This is a genomic window from Aliirhizobium smilacinae, assembly GCF_006335145.1.
In the GTDB taxonomy this organism is placed as follows: Bacteria; Pseudomonadota; Alphaproteobacteria; order Rhizobiales; family Rhizobiaceae; genus Neorhizobium; species Neorhizobium smilacinae.
This window is the reverse complement of sequence record NZ_VDMN01000001.1, coordinates 1167045-1188150: the sequence shown is the minus strand read 5'-3', so window position 1 is coordinate 1188150 and position 21106 is coordinate 1167045. Positions and strand designations below refer to the sequence as shown.

General features: G+C 60.1%; 19 protein-coding genes. 8 read left to right on the top strand and 11 right to left on the bottom strand.

Annotated features, from left to right (window positions below):
* Positions 1 to 32: 32 nt before the first annotated feature.
* Positions 33 to 479: a MarR family winged helix-turn-helix transcriptional regulator gene (locus FHP24_RS05860; protein ID WP_139676153.1), complete on the bottom strand. Its 447-nt coding sequence runs from the start codon at positions 477 to 479 to the stop codon at positions 33 to 35.
* Between the two features lie 57 nt (positions 480 to 536).
* Here FHP24_RS05860 and FHP24_RS05855 point away from each other — a divergent pair, with 57 nt between their 5' ends.
* The 3 genes from FHP24_RS05855 to FHP24_RS05845 are packed head-to-tail and all read left to right on the top strand — an operon-like array spanning position 537 to position 2683.
* Complete coding sequence (locus tag FHP24_RS05855; RefSeq protein ID WP_139674151.1) at positions 537 to 1301, top strand: DUF899 domain-containing protein; 765 nt, start codon at positions 537 to 539, stop codon at positions 1299 to 1301.
* Positions 1302 to 1343: 42 nt separating this feature from the next.
* A complete protein-coding gene (locus tag FHP24_RS05850; protein WP_139676152.1) occupies positions 1344 to 1823 on the top strand; it encodes a DUF1579 domain-containing protein in 480 nt (159 codons plus the stop codon).
* A 35-nt stretch (positions 1824 to 1858) separates the two neighbouring features.
* Entirely contained in the window at positions 1859 to 2683 is an 825-nt protein-coding gene (locus tag FHP24_RS05845; RefSeq protein WP_139674149.1) for a VOC family protein, read from the top strand.
* 190 nt (positions 2684 to 2873) lie between these two features.
* Here the strand turns inward: FHP24_RS05845 and FHP24_RS05840 are convergent, their stop codons facing one another.
* A complete protein-coding gene (locus FHP24_RS05840; RefSeq protein ID WP_139674147.1) occupies positions 2874 to 4451 on the bottom strand; it encodes a helicase HerA-like C-terminal domain-containing protein in 1578 nt (525 codons plus the stop codon).
* Between the two features lie 117 nt (positions 4452 to 4568).
* Between FHP24_RS05840 and FHP24_RS05835 the strand changes: the two genes are divergently transcribed.
* The 3 genes from FHP24_RS05835 (at position 4569) to corA (ending at position 7570) form a co-directional block, all read left to right on the top strand.
* Positions 4569 to 5561 (top strand): YihY/virulence factor BrkB family protein, encoded by a 993-nt coding sequence (locus tag FHP24_RS05835; protein WP_139674145.1) that lies wholly within the window; start codon positions 4569 to 4571, stop codon positions 5559 to 5561.
* A gap of 131 nt (positions 5562 to 5692) precedes the next feature.
* A complete protein-coding gene (locus FHP24_RS05830; protein ID WP_139674143.1) occupies positions 5693 to 6085 on the top strand; it encodes a hypothetical protein in 393 nt (130 codons plus the stop codon).
* 450 nt (positions 6086 to 6535) lie between these two features.
* On the top strand, positions 6536 to 7570 hold the full coding sequence (gene corA, locus FHP24_RS05825; RefSeq protein ID WP_139674141.1) for a magnesium/cobalt transporter CorA: 1035 nt from the start codon (positions 6536 to 6538) through the stop codon (positions 7568 to 7570).
* A 79-nt stretch (positions 7571 to 7649) separates the two neighbouring features.
* Here corA and FHP24_RS05820 read toward each other — a convergent pair whose 3' ends face one another.
* Positions 7650 to 9575, bottom strand: a complete 1926-nt coding sequence (locus tag FHP24_RS05820) for a HAMP domain-containing methyl-accepting chemotaxis protein (protein ID WP_139674139.1) — start codon at positions 9573 to 9575, stop codon at positions 7650 to 7652.
* Positions 9576 to 9993: 418 nt separating this feature from the next.
* Between FHP24_RS05820 and FHP24_RS05815 the strand changes: the two genes are divergently transcribed.
* A complete protein-coding gene (locus tag FHP24_RS05815; protein WP_139674137.1) occupies positions 9994 to 10959 on the top strand; it encodes a YiiG family protein in 966 nt (321 codons plus the stop codon).
* 181 nt (positions 10960 to 11140) lie between these two features.
* Here the strand turns inward: FHP24_RS05815 and FHP24_RS05810 are convergent, their stop codons facing one another.
* The 4 genes from FHP24_RS05810 to FHP24_RS05795 all read right to left on the bottom strand — a co-directional run bounded on the left by FHP24_RS05810 (position 11141) and on the right by FHP24_RS05795 (position 15839).
* Complete coding sequence (locus tag FHP24_RS05810) at positions 11141 to 12448, bottom strand: alpha/beta hydrolase family protein (protein WP_139674134.1); 1308 nt, start codon at positions 12446 to 12448, stop codon at positions 11141 to 11143.
* A 184-nt stretch (positions 12449 to 12632) separates the two neighbouring features.
* Positions 12633 to 13460: an aldo/keto reductase gene (locus tag FHP24_RS05805; protein ID WP_139674131.1), complete on the bottom strand. Its 828-nt coding sequence runs from the start codon at positions 13458 to 13460 to the stop codon at positions 12633 to 12635.
* A gap of 143 nt (positions 13461 to 13603) precedes the next feature.
* Positions 13604 to 14641 carry an aldo/keto reductase gene (locus FHP24_RS05800; protein ID WP_139674128.1) on the bottom strand — a complete coding sequence of 346 codons (1038 nt, stop codon included), beginning with the start codon at positions 14639 to 14641 and terminating at the stop codon, positions 13604 to 13606.
* A 22-nt stretch (positions 14642 to 14663) separates the two neighbouring features.
* The gene (locus FHP24_RS05795; RefSeq protein WP_139674123.1) at positions 14664 to 15839 is read right to left on the bottom strand and encodes an MFS transporter; all 1176 of its coding nucleotides are present in this window, start codon (positions 15837 to 15839) and stop codon (positions 14664 to 14666) included.
* Between the two features lie 186 nt (positions 15840 to 16025).
* Between FHP24_RS05795 and FHP24_RS05790 the strand changes: the two genes are divergently transcribed.
* Entirely contained in the window at positions 16026 to 16919 is an 894-nt protein-coding gene (locus FHP24_RS05790) for a LysR family transcriptional regulator (protein WP_139674120.1), read from the top strand.
* On the opposite strand, the gene FHP24_RS05785 is transcribed toward FHP24_RS05790, so the two are convergent.
* The 4 genes from FHP24_RS05785 to FHP24_RS05770 form a co-directional block, all read right to left on the bottom strand.
* A complete protein-coding gene (locus FHP24_RS05785) occupies positions 16914 to 17960 on the bottom strand; it encodes an acyltransferase family protein (RefSeq protein WP_139674117.1) in 1047 nt (348 codons plus the stop codon). The two genes, FHP24_RS05790 and FHP24_RS05785, sit on opposite strands and share 6 nt — an antisense overlap.
* Before the next feature lie 92 nt (positions 17961 to 18052).
* Positions 18053 to 19561, bottom strand: a complete 1509-nt coding sequence (locus FHP24_RS05780; RefSeq protein ID WP_180355906.1) for a phospholipase D-like domain-containing protein — start codon at positions 19559 to 19561, stop codon at positions 18053 to 18055.
* Positions 19562 to 19642: 81 nt separating this feature from the next.
* Entirely contained in the window at positions 19643 to 19834 is a 192-nt protein-coding gene (locus FHP24_RS05775) for a hypothetical protein (RefSeq protein WP_139674112.1), read from the bottom strand.
* Between the two features lie 146 nt (positions 19835 to 19980).
* Positions 19981 to 20709 carry a gamma-glutamylcyclotransferase gene (locus FHP24_RS05770; RefSeq protein ID WP_246091612.1) on the bottom strand — a complete coding sequence of 243 codons (729 nt, stop codon included), beginning with the start codon at positions 20707 to 20709 and terminating at the stop codon, positions 19981 to 19983.
* Positions 20710 to 21106: the final 397 nt, after the last annotated feature.

Here is a 21106-nt window from a genome sequence, read left to right as displayed (position 1 = left end):
CGGTGAGACGCCGGGCGTTTTTGCGTTCAGGTTTACTTGATCCCCGCCAGCGACTGCCGCACCACATCCGACCCGCCATCCCCCAATTCCACCTCGATCTCCGCATGCACCCGCGTCCAGATCGGCAATGCGGCGGAAAGCATCGCCATGCCGGCGTCTGTCAGCGTCAGAAGCCGCCCGCGCCGATCCTTCGGGTCTGTTTCGGTCTTCACCAGCCCGCGCCGCTCCAGAACCTTGAGCGCTGCAGTCAGTGTCGTGCGGTCCATGGCCAGCAGATCGCAGACGGATTTCATCGTTGCCGGGACCGGACGGTTGAGCGACATCATCAGCGAAAACTGCCCGTTATTCAGCCCGATCGGCTTCATCGCCACGTCGAAACGCCGTGCGAGTGCTCGTGCGGCCCGCTGCACATGCAGACACAGGCAGGTGTCCCGCACATGCAGCGTCGTGGAAAATGGAATTGATTCGAGATTTGACAGCATCGGATAATCATGTTGATATCAACGTTATCTGTCAAGGAAGAGGAGGTCCGAGACATGGATATCACTGCATCCGCAAAGAGCACTCCCGACAACCCGGTCGTAGACAGGAATGAATGGCGCGATGCGCGCCTGAAGCTTCTGGAATTGGAGAAGGAAGAAACCCGGTTGCGCGACAAGGTTCGCGCGGCGCGTCAGAGGCTTCCCTGGGTGAAGGTGGAAAAGGATTACGCTTTCGATACGCCTGCCGGCAGGAAGACGCTGGCAGAGCTTTTCGATGGGCGTAGCCAGTTGCTCGTCTATCACTTCATGCTTGGTCCGGATTGGGACGAGGGCTGTATCGGCTGTTCCTTTTTCTGCGATCATATCGAAGGCGCGCTGCCGCATCTCAACAATCACGACGTCACCTGGGTGGCCGTCTCGCGTGCGCCGCTCGAAAAGATCGAAGCCTATCGCAAGCGCATGGGCTGGAATTTCCCATGGATCTCGTCCTTCGGCGATGATTTCAATTACGATTACAACGTCTCCTTCTCGGATGAGGAGCGGGCATCCGGCGCCGTCGAATACAATTACCGCAAGGTGTCGACCAACGAGGTCGCCGATGAGGAACACGGCATGTCCTCTTTTTATCGCAACGAGGCGGGCGAGATCTTTCACACCTATTCGACCTATGCCCGCGGTGGCGAAGAAGTCTGCGGCACGTTGATGCTGCTTGACCGAGCGCCTTTCGGCCGCAACGAAACCTCGACCATGAGCTTTCTGAAGCGTCATGACGAATATGAGGCTGCACCGAAAGAGAAGGGGTCATCCTGCTGCCATTGAGGCAGTTTAAACCGGAAAAGCAGGGAGGAAGACACGATGACGATGGTCATGGCAAAACCGCGCCCCGAGCATGGATTTCTGCAAAAACTGGTCGGCACCTGGGACGTCACCTCGGAGATGAGCGGTGAGACGCCTTGGGTCGAGACCGTCCGCTCGCTTCACGGCATCTGGTTCATTGCAGAAGGCACCGGAGATATGCCCAAGGGGGACGGAGGCGAGGGAGGAGGGCCGGCAACCACCATGCTCACCCTCGGTTTCGATGCGGCCAAGGGAAAATATGTCGGCACCTGGCTTGGCTCGATGATGGACAATCTCTGGGTCTATGAAGGCGACGTCGAGCCGGACGGAAAAACGCTCAATCTTTATACGATCGGCCCTTCGATGAGCGGCGAGGGCATGGCCGACTACCGCGAGCAGATCATCTTCCTCACCGACGATCACCGCATCTTCAATTCCAGCGCCAGACAGCCTGACGGCAGCTGGAAACAGTTCATGGAAGCCCATTATCGCCGCAAGGGCTGATCGGCCATCGGCGCAATCGATTGGAGGAGAACACAATGCTGCAGACCGATCCACAAACCAGATCCGACACCCATGGAAAATTCATCTGGTGCGAGTTGATGACATCCGACACCAACGCTGCCGGCGAATTCTATTCCGCCGTGATCGGCTGGAAGGTCAACGAGATGCAGATGCCGGGGGGAGGAGATGCCATGCCCTCCTATTACCTGTTCGAAATGGGCGAGAGCGAAAACTGCCCGGGCATCGGCGGCATGATGGATTTCCCGCCCGAACTGGAAGGAAAGCTGCCGCCGAATTGGACCGGTTATGTCGCGGTCGATGATGTCGATCAGACGGCGAGAGAATATGTCGCTCTCGGCGGTCGCGTGCAGCGTCAGCCGGATGATATCCCGGGCATCGGCCGCTTTGCCGTGGTCGCCGATCCACACGGCGCGGTCCTCTGCATCATGACGCCGATCCCACCGGAAAACCCGCCGCCCGAACTTGGGCCCGAAGACCCCGGCAATGTCGGCTGGCGCGAACTTTACGCTGGCGATTGCGAGGAGGCTTTCGATTTCTATTCAGACGTTTTCGGCTGGACCAAGGACCATGATTTCGACATGGGCGCGATGGGGCCGTACCGTATCTTCGCCCATGGCGGGAAGGCGATCGGCGGCATGATGACGAGGCCCGAAACGGTGCCGATGCCCTGCTGGAGCTATTACTTTAACGTCGAGGCGATCGATGCGGCGATCGAGCGGGTAACAGCCAATGGCGGCACGGTCGTCTTCGGCCCGCAGGAAGTGCCGGGCGGCAGCTGGATCGTTCAGGCCACCGATCCGCAGGGAGCATTTTTCTGCCTGGTTGCGCCGAAGAGGTAGATTGTTCAATTGAAAAACAAAAGGCCCCTCCCAACCCTCCCCACAAGGGGGAGGGCTTAACCTGGCCGATCCGTCGAACCCCAATTGAGGCAGACGGATGCTGCGAGTTTTCTCCCCCATTGTGGGGGAGATGGCCGGCAGGCCAGAGGGGGATTTTCCCCGCCCGATCAATTACCGTGTGGCGTGAGCCCTAACGCTTCAAGCTCCCCAAGATCCCCCGCACCAGCGCCCGGCCGAGTTGCGTCGCGACGGTGCGGGTCACGCTTTTCATCGCCGCTTCCACCATCGTTTCGCGCTGGTAGCCCGAGCGGCCGACCGTCTTGCGGCCGCGCTGATCCTGATCGTCGTTCCCGCCGCCGAAGCCCGGCAGGGTCCAGCCGGTCGTCTCGCCGGAACCGGCAGGCGGGGCAGGGTCGAGTTCGTCATGTGCATTTTTCGCGGCGGCGGCATCGGCAGCCTGCTTGGCGCGGCGGCCAAGAATCTCGAAGGCGCTCTCGCGATCGATATCCTCGTCATAAAGCCCGAGAACCGGGCTGCGATCCATGATCCCCTGCCGTTCGGCATCGGTCAGCGGTCCGATACGGCCGGATGGCGGGCGAATGAGGGTTCGTTCCACCATCGACGGTGCGCCCTTGGTCTCCAGCGTCGAGACCAGCGCTTCGCCGGTGCCAAGCTGGGTAATCGCGGTGGCGCAGTCGAAATCCGGATTGGGGCGGAACGTGTCGGCCGCCGTCTTCACCGCCTTCTGCTCGCGCGGAGTATAGGCGCGAAGCGCGTGCTGCACTCGGTTGCCGAGCTGCGCCAGCACCGTTTCCGGTACGTCGAGCGGGTTCTGGGTGACGAAATAGACACCGACGCCCTTCGAGCGGATCAGGCGCACCACCTGTTCCACCCGGTCGATCAGGATTTTCGGCGCTTCGTCGAACAAAAGATGCGCCTCGTCGAAAAAGAAGACGAGCTTCGGCTTGTCCGGATCGCCCACTTCCGGCAGTTCCTCGAACAGTTCAGACAGCAGCCACAGAAGAAAAGTCGCGTAAAGCCGCGGGTTCATCATCAGCTTGTCGGCGGCCAGAATCGAGATCTGGCCGTAACCGTTATTCGGGTTCACCCGCATGATGTCGGAAATCTTCAGCGCCGGTTCGCCGAAGAAATGTTCAGCACCCTGCTGTTCCAGCACCAGAAGCGCGCGCTGGATCGAGCCGACGGATGCCTTGGAGATCAGGCCGAATTCCTTGGAAAGCTCGCTCGCATTCTCCGCCATGTAGTTGAGCAGCGATGTCAGGTCCTTCAGGTCCAGAAGCGGCAGGCCACCCTTGTCGGCCAGCTTGAAGGCGATGTTCAACACGCCTTCCTGCGGTTCCGACGCATTCATCAGACGGGCCAGCAGAAGCGGTCCCATCTCGGCGATCGTGGTGCGCACCCGGTGGCCTTTTTCGCCGTAGATGTCCCAGAAGATCACCGGAAACTGGTCGAACTCATAATCCTGGAAACCGATCTGCTCGGCGCGTTTCAGAAGGAAATCCTTGGCTTCGCCCTTGGCGGCAACGCCGGAAAGATCGCCTTTGATGTCGGCGGCGAAAACCGGCACGCCGGCCTTGGAAAAGCCTTCCGCCAGCACCTGCAGCGTCACTGTCTTGCCGGTGCCGGTAGCCCCGGTCACCAGACCGTGGCGATTGCCGAATTTCAGGTCCAGATATTCGGCCTTGTTCAGCGTGTCGTCCGGCTTGCGGCTGCCACCGATGAAGAGCTTACCCGTCTCGTCCGTCATGCAACTATGCGCTCCCTCGCGGCGTTTGTTCTCAAATACTTATAAGGCGGGCTTTTCCGGGCGGCAACGGTTTCCCGAAGTCTTGGCTGGATGAGAGCATAGGAAAGCGAGGGCCATATGACGATCAGCGGCACGGTGCCGGAAAATGAGGCCGACCGGAGCGGGGAAGCACGGGGACGAGAGGCCGATACGCCGGCCGAAATTCCTGTTCGCGGACTGAAGGATGTTTTCTGGCGTGTATTTGCTGCCGTCACCGAAGACCGGGTGACGCTGATTGCGGCAGGTGTCACCTATTATCTGCTTCTCGCCCTGTTTCCGGCCGCAAGCGTGCTCGTGTCTCTTTACGGTCTGCTGGCCGACCCCGCGGCGATCGCCGATCGGATCGCCTCGCTTGGTTCCATCATGCCGGTCGATGCGCTCGACATCTTTCTCAATCAGGTGCGGGCACTGTCGGCAGAACGAGGTGCCACCCTGTCCGCCGGCCTGATCGGCGGTATAGCGCTTGCCCTGTGGAGTGCCAACAACGGCATCAAGGCGCTGTTCGATGCGATGAACGTTGCTTACGGGGAAGAGGAAAAACGCAGCATTCTCGGCTTGAACTTAGTCTCGCTGGCTTTCACCCTTGGCGCCTTCATCATCGCTATCGTCATCCTGTTTTCGATGGGCGTGGTGCCGGCAGTGCTCAACTATCTCTGGCTGGACCGCTGGGCCGAACTGATCATTCGTTTCGCCCGCTGGCCGATCATGATGGTTTTCGTCGGCATCGGCATCATGGCGCTCTATCGGTTTGGTCCCAGCCGCGAGCCGGCAAAGGTTCGCTGGCTTACCTGGGGCGCTGTTTTCTCGACGCTTCTCTGGTTCGCCGCCTCGCTGGGCGTTTCGTTCTATCTGTCGAATGTGGCCAACTACAACGCCACCTATGGCACGCTCGGCGCACTGATCGGTTTCATGGTCTGGACGTGGATATCCGCCATCATCGTTATCGTCGGTGCCGAGATCAATGCCGAGCTGGAGCACCAGACGGCCCGCGATTCGACCACCGGCAGGCCACGCCCGATGGGCGAGCGCGGCGCCTATATGGCCGATACGGTGGGCAAGCCGAGCGATTGACCGGCAATCGAGATTATCGGCTTGCTTTGTTCCCGTCCGCCCGCGAATAACAATGTTCCCAACGCTGGCCTTGTGCCGGTTGAATGTGTATTACTTTGACGTCAACGTCAAATTTTGAGGAGGCTTTCCTGATGAACGAACTGGTTTCCCGCGTCGCCGATAGCGTCGGCCTTGCGCCCGATGTCGCCGAAAAGGCGATCGGAATGATGCTCGGTTTCCTGCAGCGCGAGGCGGATGACGGGGCAGTTGCGCGGATGATCGAAGCGATCCCCGGCGCGCCGGAACTGGTTGCCCAGTTCAATGGCGAAGGCTCCGGTGGCGGCGGTCTGCTCGGCGGGCTGATGGCAAGCTTCGGCGGTGGCGGCGTCATGGCGCTCGGCCAGCAGTTGATGGCGCAAGGCCTGGGCATGGGCGAGATCACGGCTCTGGCCAAGGAAACCATGGCCGTTGCCCGCGAATATGCCGGTGATGAAGTCGTCGATACAGTGATCGCCTCGGTGCCGGGTCTTTCGCAGTTCGTCTGAACGACCGGATCAAACAAAAAAAACCGCCGGTTCCTGTGCCCGGCGGCTTTTTTAGTCACGTGGCCAATCGGGGGAAATGCCACGTCTATAAGGGCAGGGGTATGCCCGGCCGAAGACTTCGCTTCGAACCATCGCCGGGTGATCTGGGAAATGGCGATGAGGTGAATATATATTAGATTAATCTAATTTACAAGCATTGATTGTAACGCCAGAAAACCTGCGTGTTTCAACGTTTTCAACGCTTATCATCCCCATTGACTTTCGATGCGACTAAGCCCATGTGACGCTCGAAGCGGCTGCCCGTCCGGGCGTCGCTCTTTCAAAGGACAAATCGAGATGAACCCCGACAGTCGAAGTTCGACGTCATTACACAGACCTGCCGCTTCGGGGCTCTGATCCGTTCTCTCGGTGATGCGCTCCGAGGACCAGATGGTCCGAAAAGGAGCCGTCATGCTGCGCATCCACGCCTATGACCTTGACCGCCTTGTGCCCGCAACCTTCGACGAAAAGTCCGAAGGTGAACATGCAGTTGCGCAGACCGAAATCCAGTCCGCAGACCGTACCCCTTCCGTCATCTGGTATGATCTGATCAGCCCGACCGCGGAAGAGGAGCGCGAGGTTGGTCAGTGCCTCGGCATCGCAGTACCCACCATGGACGAGATGGAAGACATCGAGCTCTCTTCCCGGCTTTACCAGGAGGATGGCGCCGAGTTCATGACCATGACGGTGCTGACGCGGCCGGATGCAGGTACGCCTCTCAAGGTTCCTGTCACCTTCATCATCAAGGGATCGATCCTCGTCACAGTCCGTCACGCCGAACCGCGTCCCTTCGATGCCTTCATGGCCCGTGCCCGTAAGGCCAACGGTTTGGGCACGCATTCGGCCTCCGGCGAACTGATCATGAGCGGCCTGATCGAGGCGATCATCGACCGTATGGCCGATACGCTGGAACGGCTGGGTGCCGATATCGACCAGATCTCGCGCGACGTGTTCGAAGCCAAGGCCTCGAAGGCCAACAAGAAACAGCGCGACCTGCAGGAACTGATCCGTGCCATCGGCCAGAAGGGCGAGTTCATCACCGTCGTGCGCGAAAGCCTCGTGAGCGTCTCCCGCGTCGTTGCCTATTATGCGGCGCTGGACGGTGTCGACCGCAAGCTCTCGAAGGAAGTCCGCCAGCGGCTGAAACTGCTGCAGCGGGACGCAACCTCTCTGGGTGACCACTCGGCTTTCATGTCGAACAAGATCAACTTTCTGCTCGATGCGACGCTCGGCCTGATCAATCTGGAGCAGAACCAGATCATCAAGATCTTTTCCGTCGCCTCGGTCATGTTCCTGCCGCCGACGCTGGTCGCTTCGGTCTACGGAATGAACTTTGCCGCGATGCCGGAACTGCAATGGCAATACGGGTATCACTCGGCCATCGGCCTGATGATCTTCTCGATGGCCGTGCCCTACCTCTATTTCAAGCGCAAGGGCTGGCTGTAAGCCTTTGTTCTAACGAATAAAAGAAAAGGGTGAAGCATCGCTGCTCCGCCCTTTTCAGTTTAATTGGCCTTGGATCGACTCAGAACTCTTCCCAGTTCTGCGCCACGGCAGTGTTGCCGGAGAATGCACCCGCCACCTTGCGGGCGAGTGACCGTGCCGGCGATGCGGCCGGCGCATCCGTCCTTGCGGCAGGGCGAACCGCAGCCGGCGCATGGCCGTCGGCCAGCTTGAACTGGGCCAGCAGCGCATTCAGCGAAGCGACTTCGCGGGCAAGGCTGTGGCTGGCTGCAGTGGATTCTTCCACCATTGCCGCGTTCTTCTGCGTATCCTGGTCCATCTGGTTGACGGCCGTATTGATCTGCTGGAGACCAGACGACTGTTCCTGCGAGGATTCGACGATCGCTGCGACGTTGCGGTTGATCTCCTGCACCTCGCCGACGATCGTCTTCAGCGCCTTGCCGGTCTCGCCGACCAGTTCCACGCCGTTACGCACCTGCTCATTGGAAGTGGTGATCAGTGCCTTGATCTCCTTGGCGGCATTTGCCGAGCGCTGCGCCAGTTCGCGTACTTCCTGTGCGACGACGGCAAAACCCTTGCCGGCTTCACCGGCACGCGCTGCCTCGACGCCGGCATTGAGTGCCAGAAGGTTTGTCTGGAAGGCGATATCGTCAATCACACCGATGATGTTGCCGATCTCGCCGGAAGACTTTTCGATCTCTTCCATCGCCTGGACCGCGCTCTGCACGACCTCGCCGGACTTTTCGGCTCCCTGGCGGGTACGAGCGACAAGCGTGCCGGCTTCCGATGCGCGCTTGGCGGCATCCTTCACCGTGGTGGTGATCTGTTCGAGCGCTGCGGCTGTTTCTTCCAGTGCTGCGGCCTGCTGTTCGGTGCGCTTGGCCAGATCGTCGGCAGCCGACTTGATCTCGTTGGCGCCGGCATCGATGCCGCGGGCGTTCTGCGCCACGCCGCGCATGGCGGTCTGCAGCTTGTCCGCCGAAGCGTTGAAGTTGTGGCGTACGCCGTCCAGCGTTTCGGTGAAGGGCTGGCCGATCCGGTAGGCGAGATCGCCATCGGCAAGATGCGAAAGACCGCTCGCCAGGTTATCGACGGCAAACTTCACGTCGCCGGCTTCCTTCGCCTTCTGCTCTTCGCGGGCAGCACGTTCCTTTTCCGACAGGCTGCGGTTGGCGCGTGTCTCTTCCTCGAGCTGAAGGCGCTCGATGGCATTGGTGCGGAATACGGCAACGGCTTCCGCCATCTGGCCCACTTCGTCCTTGCGGCCGAGACCCGGAACCTCCTGCTTCGTTTCTCCGCCGGCAAGCGAGGCCATGCGCTGGCGCAGCGTATCGATCGGGCCTGAAATGCCGCGGCCAGCGACGAACAGAGACGCTGCAATGGCAGCGGCAAACAGCGCGCCGAGTGTCGTAATCAGAGTGATGAGGGTCGAATTGATCTGCGCGGTGATCGCGGCGCTGTTGTCCAGAACCGTTTTGGTGTTGGCGACATTCCAGTCCTTGAAATCGTCGCGAATCTTGGCGATGTCGGGATCGACCTGGGCGAGAACGGCCTGGGCCTCCTGCATCTGGCCCTGTTCGGTCAGCGATACGGCCTTGTCGGTCATCGCGGTGATCGCAAGCGCGCGGGTTTCGAACGCCGACAGATCGCTGGCCTGTTCCGGGATAAGCTGCCTTGCGGAGCCGAGCAGCGTGCCGATGACTTTCTTTCCGCTTTCGTAGTTCTTCATCGCCACGGCGCGGAAGGCGGAATTCTGCGGGTAGACCGTCAGCTGATAGGCGCTGTAGGCAACCGAGTTCATCGAGGTCGAGGCGCGGGAAACCTGGGTCGCGGCGATGCTGTCTTCCGCGATGAAGGCTGTGTATTCTCCATCCGCCTGCTTAAAGCTGTAGGCAGCCACACCGATCCCGGCCACGCCGATCAGACAGACCGGCACGATCAGGGACAATATCTTGGTTCGTATTTTCGCGTTTGAAAGAAAGCTCATAACATACACCGTAAGAACGGACCGCGTTGGCGCTGGTCTCTTCGGAAAAAATGGACGGGGCGGGGTGGGGTGGGGTGAGGGGCAGATGAAGGCGTGTCGATCAGCCGGCTTTTGGCGCGGGCTGAGCTGTCATGCAGGCCTCTCATAGGCTTGGTCGCACGCTACGGCCTTCTTGCTTAATCGCAACTTAATCGCGGCCTGCCGCAGCCTAAAATTTGTTGCAGAGCGGAACATTTCTCACGAAACCAAGTTGAGCCGGCGTGCTGATGCAAATAGAGATTGGTGCATCAGGGTTTCGCTGCGGCGATCGCCGCCAACATCCGTCAGCATTGAGTGCAATTTTTCACAGTTGACCTTTTTGATCCGGGGCCCAACTTCAAACAGATTTAAGAATCTGGGAATTTCGGGGGTAATCAGAATGCGTCTTTTCACGTCGAGGGCTTTGGCCGTCGCCGCGGTTTCGCTTTTGCTGCAGGTTCCGACCATTGCACCGGTTCTGTCCGGCTCTCCCGCGCTCGCCCAGTCTGCTGCAGCGCCTCAGGCGGAACCGGACGTGTCCGACAAGGTGATCGGCAAGATGAATGCCTATGTCGAATTCCTCAACCGATCGCTTCGTTTGTCCGAATCGCTCCAGCGTTATGAAAGCTGGGTCGATATGAAGAAGGGGCCGACGGGCAGGGAAAAGGTCATTTACGGCCTCTATTCGCTTTATGACGTGCGCGACGAGATCGCGTCTGTCGAAAAAGCGGCGATCGTTGACCCAAAGATGCCGGAACTCGATGCCGCCATGCTTGCCTATGTCGACACCTACCAGAAGCTCGCGCCGGGCATAGAGAAGGCCAACAAATATTACGAGCGGCTGGACTACAAGTCCGACAAAATGGAAGGCGGCAGGGCTTTCCACAAGGATATCGCAGCACTCGCCCCGACTTACGCAGAGCGCCGCAAGGCGGCCGATCTTGCGCTGCGAACGGAGAAGGTGAAACTCGATCTCGCCTCGCTGGCCGCGCTGGAAAAGGTCGAGGGTAAAAAATCCCGCTGGCATGTCCGCAACGTGATGATCCACGCCGAGGCGATGATGGACCTGATGCCGGATAACGAGCGGCCGGTCGTTAATATGGCCGCCTTCGACAGATCGCTCGACGCTTATGCCGTCGCGGTTCGTGCATTCGACGATTATTCGCTCGAGCACCCTGATACCTTCCACGTCTTCGAAACGCGCCCCGCCTCGCTTCTGTCGAAGCTGCGCGAGCTGGACGAGCAGTTGCTGAAGGCCAAGGGCGACGCCCGCAAGGCCGGCGCCAACGACATCGAATGGATTGTTTCTGATTACAATACGATGGTGACGACTTCGCAGACGGCAACGACATTTGCGAAGGATTGACGATGGCGTCGGCTAATCTTGGCCGCCCCTCATCCGGCTGCCGCCACCTTCTCCCCGTTCTGACGGGGAGAAGGGATACGCCGCACCGTTTTACCAGGTGCAGCAGTCTTTGCGTAGGGCACGTCCCCTCTCCCCGCGAGCGGGGAGAGGGGCAATCCTCTAAACGCCCGGAAGAGCGCTTCTATTCCACCGTCGGCTCGAAATCCGGCAGCAGCTTGCACGGGTCGTCATAACTCTTGCGCTTCTCCTCGCAGAGCGCCGCAACCGACTGCTTCGTGGGCTTGTCCCCCTTGTCGATCCAGCTCAGCATGGCGGAAAAAAGCGCCGCATATTGCGGTGTAGAGAGTATCGAATGCTCCGCCTCGTCGGAAAAGTTCTGCTGCAGCAGGTCGCCATTGCCGGCACGTTCCACCGTCTGGCGATAGATCGCCTCGTGGTTGACGAACACCGTTGGGTCGTCCTTGGCATGCAGCGTGATCGTCGGCAGGGCAATCTGGCCGGTCAGATCTGCATCATAGGCCATTGCTCGTCGCGCTCCCGGATCGGCCTTGAACCGTTCGACGCCCTTGTTCAGCGCCGCATCGTCATCCGAACCCTTGTACTGGACCTGCGAATTGTCGAACGGATTCTTGCCGTCCATCCGTCTCCAGACGATGTCCTGAAACAGCCCCGTCGCCCAGGCGAGATGCGCAACAAGCGTCTTTTCCGGCACTTTCGTCACGGCAAGAATATTGGCGAGGTTTTTCGCCTGCTCCGGTGAGCGTTTGTCCTTGGCGAGCGAAAGTCCGGTGCATTCGTCGACACGTTTTTCCAGCTCGTCCCGCTTCATCGACGCCCCTTTGGGCAGGCCCTGCCAGACCGGGTATTGCACCTCGTCGGCACGCGGATGGTTCTTGCAGTAATATTGATAGACGGCGCGCAGATCGGCACGGAAATCATATCCGCGGCTTCCCCCGGCAAGCAGCCCGCTGGTCAGCACCACGCCGTCGTAATTTTTATGGCCGCGCCAGTCGAGTGCATAAAGTTCCGCCGTCTTGGCCGCCACATTGCCACCCCAGGATTGACCATGCAGCAGAACCGTCTTCGGTTGCCCGAGCAATCGTTCGGCAATGCGCCGCACATTGTCGGTATCCGCCGCCGCCATGCGCACGCCGTAACCCTGCCGGCGATAGTTGGAGCCGGCCCAGGCATATCCTTCCTGAACGGTCACGGCAAAACGCTCCAGATCCTCCACCGGATCGTCGGCCTTCGGCTTAGCCGTCCGCGGCCCGCCATGCGCATGCACGACCAGCACGCCGTTCCAGTTCTTCGGCTTGGCGATCCAGTAATAGGCGCCCCGCATGTCCTGCCCGGCAAAACATTCCGTGCCTGATGGCAGAGCCTTCGGGCAATCCTTCGGCGCCGGTTCGGCACCCCGCTTTTGTGCCGCAGCAGGCAGGGTTGTCGTGGCGATCACTGCCGCCGATATCAATAAGATCCTGAAAAGCATGGAAAACTCCTCCTTCTCCAGCCCGCTCGAAAATTATGGCGATGGCCGGGGGAGGCAATGATTGACCGAAACAGTCAGGCGCAATAATGGCCGATCACGGCTCGCATGGGTGGTTTCTTTCCCAAATGCCAAACGGGACGGGTGGTTTTCCACCCATCCCGCGACAATGATCAGAAAAGCAGTTTTATTTATCCCATTCCGGCGCCAGATGCCCCGGATTGACGATACGGCCGTCCGGACGGGCAAGCTTGTGGACGGCTGCCATCTCGTCTTCCGACAGCGCGAAGTCGAAAATGTCGAAGTTTTCCGGCAACCGGCTTTCGGTGGCGGTCTTCGACAGTGCGATCACATCCTTCTGCTGCACGGCCCAGCGCAGCACCACCTGTGCGGCGGTCTTGCCGTGCTTGGCGCCGATATCCTTCAGCACTTCGTCCTTCGGCACGGCACCATCGGCCATCAGGTAATAGGCAGTCACCGACATGCCGGTTTTCGCCGCTTCGGCGAGCACCTTCGTCTGGTCGATATAAGGATGGTACTCGATCTGGTTATTGACGATCGGCGCGTCGGACAGCTTCACCGCCTCGGCCATCAGAGCGGTCGAGAAGTTGGAAACGCCGATATTCTTCACTTTGCCGGACTTTTTCAGCTCGTTCAAAGCGCCGATCCGGTCGGCCAGCGGCATCTCGCTCTGCGGCCAGTGTAGCAGCAGAAGGTCGACATAATCAGTTTTCAGCTTGGTAAGGCTTTCATCCACCGAAGCGATGAACGCCTCATGGTCGACGCGGTCCACCCAGACTTTGGTGGTGAGAAAGATGTCGGGGCGGGCGATGCCGGACGAGGAGAGGACGTCACCGACGGCCTGTTCGTTCTTGTAGATCTGCGCCGTATCGACATGGCGGAAACCGAGCTTCAGGGCTTCCGGCAGGATGCGATGAACATCGGTATCCGGCATGCGGAACGTACCGAAACCGAGAGCGGGAATATTTGCGCCGTTTGCGCTGACGTCGAACATGAAATGCTCCTTTTGAGGGGAAAATGCCCAGCGGATATGCCGGGCAGAATTGGACTTCTTTTACATGGGCCGTTTGGCGGCGGGATCAACTGCAAGATCTTGTGACACTTTGGTTATCTCGCAACCTATTCTTTTGATCGTGATCAGCCGGCGAGCGGCGGATTGAGGCGGGAAAACCCTTCCTGCCGGTAATAGGGGAAATGCGGATAAGGCGCGGTGACGGCGCTTGCCGCGTCCAGCTTAGCAATCTGCTCCTGCGTCAGCGACCAGCCGACCGAGCCGAGGTTTTGCCGCAGCTGTTCCTCGTTGCGGGCGCCGATGATGACGGAGGAAACGGTCGGCCGCGAAATCAGCCAGTTGATCGCCACCTGCGGCACGGTCTTTCCCGCTTCCGCGGCAACCTCTTCCAGTGCATCGATGACCCGGTAGAAATACTCGTCCTTCACCGGTGGACCGAAACTTGCCGTCTCGTGCAGTCGGCTTCCTGCCGGGATCGGCTTGGAACGGCTGATCTTGCCGGTGAGCCTGCCCCAGCCGAGCGGGCTCCACACCAGCGCGCCGAGCCCCTGATCTTCACCCAAAGGCATCAGGTCCCATTCGTAATCGCGGCCGATCAGCGAATAATAGACCTGATTGGCGACATACCGTGTCCAGCCGTTCTTTTCCGCCGCCGCCAGCGATTTCATGATCTGCCAGCCGGAGAAATTGGAAACGCCGATATAACGCAGCTTGCCGTCGCTCACCAGCCGGTCGAGCGTCGAGACCACTTCCTCCACCGGTGTCGAGGCATCGAAGGCATGCAGCTGAAAGATGTCGATATGGTCGGTACCGAGCCGCTTCAGCGACTTTTCGATGGCACCGATCAGGCGCGAGCGCGACGAACCCCAGTCGTTCGGCCCGTCTCCCGTCGGCAGGCTGGCCTTGGTGGAGATCAGCACCTCGTCACGTCGCCCTTTGATCGCCTGTCCGAGCACCTCTTCGGAAGCGCCGCTGGAATAGACGTCGGCCGTGTCGAACAGGTTGACGCCCGCTTCGAGGCAGATGTCGACCAGCCGGCGGGCCTCCGTGACATCGGTCGTGCCCCAGGCGCTGAACAGCGGGCCTGACCCGCCGAAAGTGCCGGCGCCGAAGGAGAGGACCGGCACTTTCAGGCCGGATTTTCCAAGTGTACGATAGTCCATGACCATTATCCTTTTTGGACGGTTATTCGGCGGGCGAAAGCTGAACGGCGGGCTTGTCCAGGCGGATGGCGACAAGCGCCACGGCAAGGGCTGCGATCGGAACGAGACCGGCGACGAAAGTCACCGCGCCGAGACCGGGGCCATGGTCGATGACGGCGCCACCAAGCCAGGCACCGATCGCATTGCCGAGATTGAAGGCGGCGATGTTGAAGGAGGATGCCAGTCCCTGGCCCGCACCTTCGGCCTTTTGCAGCACCCACATCTGCAGCGGTGCGACGGTGGCGAAGGCTGCGGCCCCGAAAAGCCCGATGGCGATCACGGCAAGCACCGGCTGGTGGATCGCGGCGGTCATGGCGAGCAGAACGACGGCGAGAGCAATAAGGCTGCCAATGATCGTCGGCATCAGATGCCGGTCAGCCAGCCAACCGCCTGCAAGGTTGCCGACGACGAGGCCACCACCGAAGACGAGCAGGATCGGCGAAACCGCAGCTTCGGAAAAGCCGGTGATCTCGGTCAGAATAGGCGCTATATAGGTGAAGCCGGCAAATACGCCCACCCACGAAAGCACGGTTGTCAACAGGCCGAGAAGAACCGCACGACGACCGAGCACGGCAGCAATACCCTGCGAGCTTTCCTCCTGCACATCCGACGGCTTGTCCTTTGGCACCAGCAGCGCGATGACGGCAAGCGCTGCAATACCGATCAGCGTCACGGCAAAGAAGGTCGAGCGCCAGCCATAAGCCTGGCCCAGCCATGTTCCGAAAGGTACGCCGAGAATGTTGGCGACGGTCAGGCCGGTAAACATGATGGCGATGGCGGAAGCCTTCTTGTTCGGCGCAACGAGACCGGTGGCGACCACCGAACCGACGCCGAAGAAGGAGGCATGCGCGAATGCGGTCAGCACCCGTGCGCCCATCAGCGTCCAGTAGTCGGGCGCAATGGCACAGGCGAGATTACCGACGGTGAACACCACCATCAGCGCCATCAGCAGGGTCTTCTTCGACCACTTGCCGGAAATGGCGCCGAGGATCGGCGCGCCGATGACGACTCCGAGCGCATAACCGGAAATCAGCAGCCCGGCAGCGGAGATCGAGACGCCAAGATCCTTGCTGACATCGATCAGCAAACCCATGATGACGAATTCCGTGACGCCGATGCCGAAGGCTACGGCCGTCAACGCGTAAAGAGCGAGAGGCATTGGGGTATCCTTGTCCTGATCCCTTGGGAGGAGAGGTGTTGTTCGATGCGCCGCAATATCGTCGCCAGCCACTTGTCTGTGTAGCGGCATAGGTGGATAATCATTTGTGAATTCAAGTCACAGGAAGGGCAGCGGGGGGCGTTGCGGCACGCCGGTTATGATAAGAAACTGAAACAGGACAGCGAAATGGACAACCGAGCCGGAGAAATGGAAGTTTTCGTCCTCGCTGCCGAGCTGAAGAGCTTTTCGGCGGCCGGGCGGAAGTTACAGCTGTCGCCATCGGCGGTCAGCAAGCTGGTTACGCGGCTGGAAGACAGGCTCGGCACGCGGCTTGTCGTGCGCTCCACCCGCACGTTGCAACTGACGCCGGAGGGCGAGACCTATCTGGCGCGTGCCTCGCGCATTCTGGCCGAGATTGCCGATACGGAGGAGATCGTCTCCGGCGGCGGGCGGGCGCTGCCGCGCGGCCCGCTATCGGTCAATGCCTCGGTCGGTTTCGGCGAACGCTACATCCTGCCGATGACGCGAGAATTCCAAAAACTCTTCCCGGATGTCCAGCTCGACATCACGCTGACCGACGATATGGTCGATCTCATTCGCGAGCGCGTCGATATCGCCATCCGCCACGGCGCGTTGCGCGACTCGTCGCTGATGGCACGCAAGCTCGGCCAGACTCGGCAGGTGGTGATGGCATCGCCGGCCTATCTCGCCGAACACGGACTGCCGAAGACGCCGGCAGAGCTCGACGGTCACAATTGCATCAACTTCAATTTCCGCCGCGCCGTGGAGGGCTGGCCGTTTCGCGATCCGAAGACCGGCCAAATCGATGCACGCCCCGTCTCGGGCAGTCTGAAGGCCAGCTCCGGCTCGATCATCCGCCAGTTCTGCATCGATGGCCTCGGCATCGGCCGGGTCGGCCGTTTCCACGTCGAGCCGGATATCGAGGCCGGCCGCCTTGTTCCGATCCTGGAGGATTTTAATCCCGAGGACATCGAGGAAATTCACGCCGTTTACGCCGGCCACGATCATCTGGCCGTACGCATTCGTGCGTTTATCGATTTCCTTGCCGAACGGTTATGAGCCCACCCGCCGTGCTTGCGGCTGGACCGCCATTTTCGGTGCCTGATAGATCCACCACGCCTGCATCTTGTCCGCGCCGGCGCGAAGCATAAGAGGAACGCTCAGCGAAATGGCGATTAGAAACAGGACGCCGGCATGGGCGAAACCGGCATTATGCGGCAGCGAACGCGCAAGAAATGCCGAAAGAGCCGAGATCAGCAACACATGAGTGACATAGATCGGCAGCGTATTGCGCCCGATATAGGCGATCGGATTGTATCTCGGCCACAGCTGGCCGAGGCCGATTGCGACCGTGCAGCCGAGCATCAGCCCGGACACGGACAGAAGAATGGCGGCGGCCGCGTAGTCCAGTCCGCCACCCAAGAGCGGCATCAGGCCCAATTTCAGCAGCACGAAGGCGATAGCGGCCGCGATCCCGATCACGACCGGCCGCTCCGCAAGCCTGCTGACGATCGGTTTGCCGAAATAGAGCCCGCACAAAAAGAACGGCAGATAGACCAAAACATTGCGGTGCACGAAATTGCCCGGCTGTATTACCCCGGCCCATGTCATGGCCGCCAACGTCAGTGAAATGCCGATGGCAAGCAATCGCGCGTTAGCGAAAAGACGCCCGATGACAAAGAAGATCGCCAGCGCCCATATGAACCACAGGCCGCTTTCCGGCATGATCCACATGGTTGCGAGTTCGCTCAGTGTATCGCCTTCGGTCTTGACGATGACATTGTCCTGCACATTCCGGAAATAAAACCACCGGATGAGGCTCCAGAGCGCGAAGAGATAGGCGAATGTCCAGATCTGCCTGGCAAATAGCGAACGCCATTCTCGCTTCAGAACGCCGGCCCCTAGAATGCCTGAGATCGTGAAGAACATCGGCATCCGGATCGGCGTCAGCAGCTCGTTCAGGGCTGCGGCGAGTTTGGGATCGAACCCGTTCGCCTTCATGTAAAGCGTCGAATGAAACACCGCGACACACACGATCGAGCCGCCTTTGGCAATGTCCAGCCACTCGATCCGGGGTTTTGTTCCAGAAGTTTGGTTCATGACCTCTCCTTGCTGGCGATTGGCTTGCAACAGAAGATGTGACGGTTTTCCGTGGCGAGCATGAGGCAGCGCGGGATATTAGCGGCCGTCCGTCAAGGCTGCTTTGCCGTTGCCGCAGCCTGTTCGATCGCTCTGCCGCGCCGGCCGAAGCGTTGCCGCAGGAAATGCGACGCCCGATAGCGCACCCCGGTTGGCCGCTCGGGATCGGCAATGTCCGACTCCGCGAACATCTCTTCGTCGGCTGTCAGCTCGCGCATCGGCACGGCGATGAGACCGCGCCCGGTCTCGCCGTTGAGCGCCTCGATTGCGGAGATGATCGAGCCGCCATGCGCCGCAATCGCCTCGCTCACCTCCTGGATGTCTCGTCCCAGATGCTCGGCGATCAGATCGTCGCGAGTCGCTAGGATTTTTTGGCGCAACGCCTCCTGTCCGTCTTCCGCCTCCAGAATGAGGTCGCATTCGGTGTCGTAGCCCATCGAGCGGTTGTTGAGATTGGCCGAACCGATCTTCACGATCCGGTCGTCGGCATACATCATCTTGGCATGCACATAGATCGGCGTGCGTGCCGCGTTGACGGGATAATAAAGCCGGAAACGGTGATGGATGTCGGCATCCTGCACCAGTTTCATCAGCCGGATGCGCGCCGAATCCATCGCCTTGGCTTCCAGATATCCCTCGCAGCCTTCCGGATTGATCAGCACGATCTCCGGCCCGTCCGGCTCCTTCAGCCGTTCCGCCATCGCCATGGCGATCCGGCGGGAGGCGAAATACTGGCTCTCCACGTAAAGCGTCTTTTTCACCGCCGCGATGATGGCAAGCTTGGCTGTCTCGATCTCGACGATCTGTTTGCGCTCGTCATATTCCGGGGCCGTGCGGGCAATGCCGATCGAGATGTCGCGGAACCCGACCTCGAGCCCCTCCGGCCATGGCGTGTCGTCGCCAGACCCGGCCTCCGGCTCAAGCTCCTCGTCGGTCGCAAGCTTCCAGCGATTGCGGGCGACTTGCCCCAGAGCCTTCGCCGCCTCGCCGGAAAGGCAGCTGGTCGCGTCGTGCCATGGTCCCTGCGCAAAGCCCATCGGCGATTTTCTCAAGGGCTCCTTCTCGGTATGGTCGCGCGTGTCCCAGCGGCCGACCGTCATGTCGATCCCGCCGCAGAAGGCTACCGTGTCGTCGATCACCAGCAGCTTCATATGGTGGGCGGAAATCGTCGGATGCGCGCCGTCGAGTTTCAGGTGGATGCGTTTGTCGAACATCCATTTGAGAATGTAGAACGGCGTCTCGCCGCGGGTGATCGAATTGATCATCCCGATATCCCATTTGAGGATGCGGATATCGAGCTCTTCATTGCGTTCGGCCAGCGCATTGAGAAACTTGCCGAGCTGGTCCGGCAACTCGCCTTTCTTGTTGCTGTCGTCGCCATTGCCGGGGACGAGGTCGATGCGCGTGTCGAAATCCCAGCCGATCAGATAGATCGAGCGTTTCGCCTTGCTCATCGCGCTCTTGGCGAAACGGAAGAAATCGGCCGCGTCGATGATGATCGAAAGCCTGTCCGCCTTGGCGATCCGCCAGCAGGTTTCGCCTTCCTTCAATATGCTCTGCATTATGCTGTCGCCCGCCGCTGATTGCTTTCGCAGTGCGATATAGGGCGCGGTTTTTGTCCTGCTACGGTTTCGAAGCGGTCTTCAGCCCCGCGGGTTCGCCCGCCGGCTGGAAAAAGCGACCGCTAGCATCACCACAGGCCATGCGGCCGACAGCATCAGCCCGGAGAAACGTGCGGTCGTCCAGGGCAGGTTGCGGAATGCCCCTTCGATCAGCGTCAGGATGAGAAAGGCTTTCGCCACGATCAGATAAAGCACGACGGCTGTGGTGGTCATAGATCTCGCAGTTTTTAAGTTTTCCTGCATGGCTGGCCCTCTCGTAGAGTGCCTGGACAAGGATTTGGCGAGAGGGCCAGCCATTCAGCAGATCGAGGCTGACAGTTGCCTCAAGCGTTTTCAATCATGTCCGACGCGTGCAGTCTTCACCCATTTGAGGGAGATGTGTCGACAATCGCAGGTTGATTTGTTTCGCGACCATGCATCGTCTCCACCTCTTTGGCGACCAGCTCCTGCAGGCGCCAGAGATTACGGTCGCGAATGCCGAATTCGGCCAGATGCACCACGGTATTATAGAGATATTCGGCGCAGGAGCCGCGATGTCCGCAGGCGCGCGCGAGGATCGGCGCAACCTGTTCGAGCGGCATGAGCGGGCGGATGATCCGCGGGCTGTCCCCGCCGGCCCAGAATGTCAGCGCCGGGATCGTGTCGCCGTCCTCCGTCCTCACCGGCAGAAACCGGAAGGTCGTCAGGCTGTCCTTGTTGCTGAGTTCGCGCCGAAGCGCCTTTTCGATCTGCTCACGCTTGTCGTGATCTGCCACCCGGTAGATCACCCCGTCGCAGCGTCCGCCGCGTGACAGCATCATCATCAGTCCCGGCTGGTCGGGAGAGCCGCGCCCGCGTTCGATGCGCAGCGAAAACGACCGGTGCCAGCCATAAGCGGTTGCCCTTTGGCAGGCGACGGAATCGAAGCCGGGTTTCCAGATCAGCGAGCCATAGGCGAAGATCCATAGCGGCTCGTCGCCGATCTCTTCCATCAGCCGCTCCGTCAGCGCGACATAGTCATCGTCGGTGAGCGGCGTCCAAGCCGCCGGCGGCCCCGGATCGGTTTCCTCGCGAAAACAAAGGTCGACCATCTGCTGGGTCAGGGACATGGGAGACGATTTGGGCATGGCTTTTGTGGATGTTGAGGCAAATTTTACAGCGAGCGAAGTCCGAAATTGCGCCCCCTTTACCGGGCTGTCAACGCATCGACGCCTTATGATTATTCATCTTGCCGCATAGACGCCCGATTGTTCTGGTGAAAGATCACGGATCGTATCTGTTCGACATGAAGCCGTGAACGAAAATAAAGAGGTGTCCCGTTGCGTTGGCTGTTTATCCTTGTTCTCGGCCTTTTGGTCGCCTGCGTGCTGAGCATCATCTGGATGAATGATGCCCGACGCTGGCCGGAGGGCGGGCAATTGCAGGGGGGGCAGATCGGAGAGCAGAACCCTTTGACGGGACAACCGCCGACACCAAGCCGGCCCGACGCCAATCCCTGATCACCTG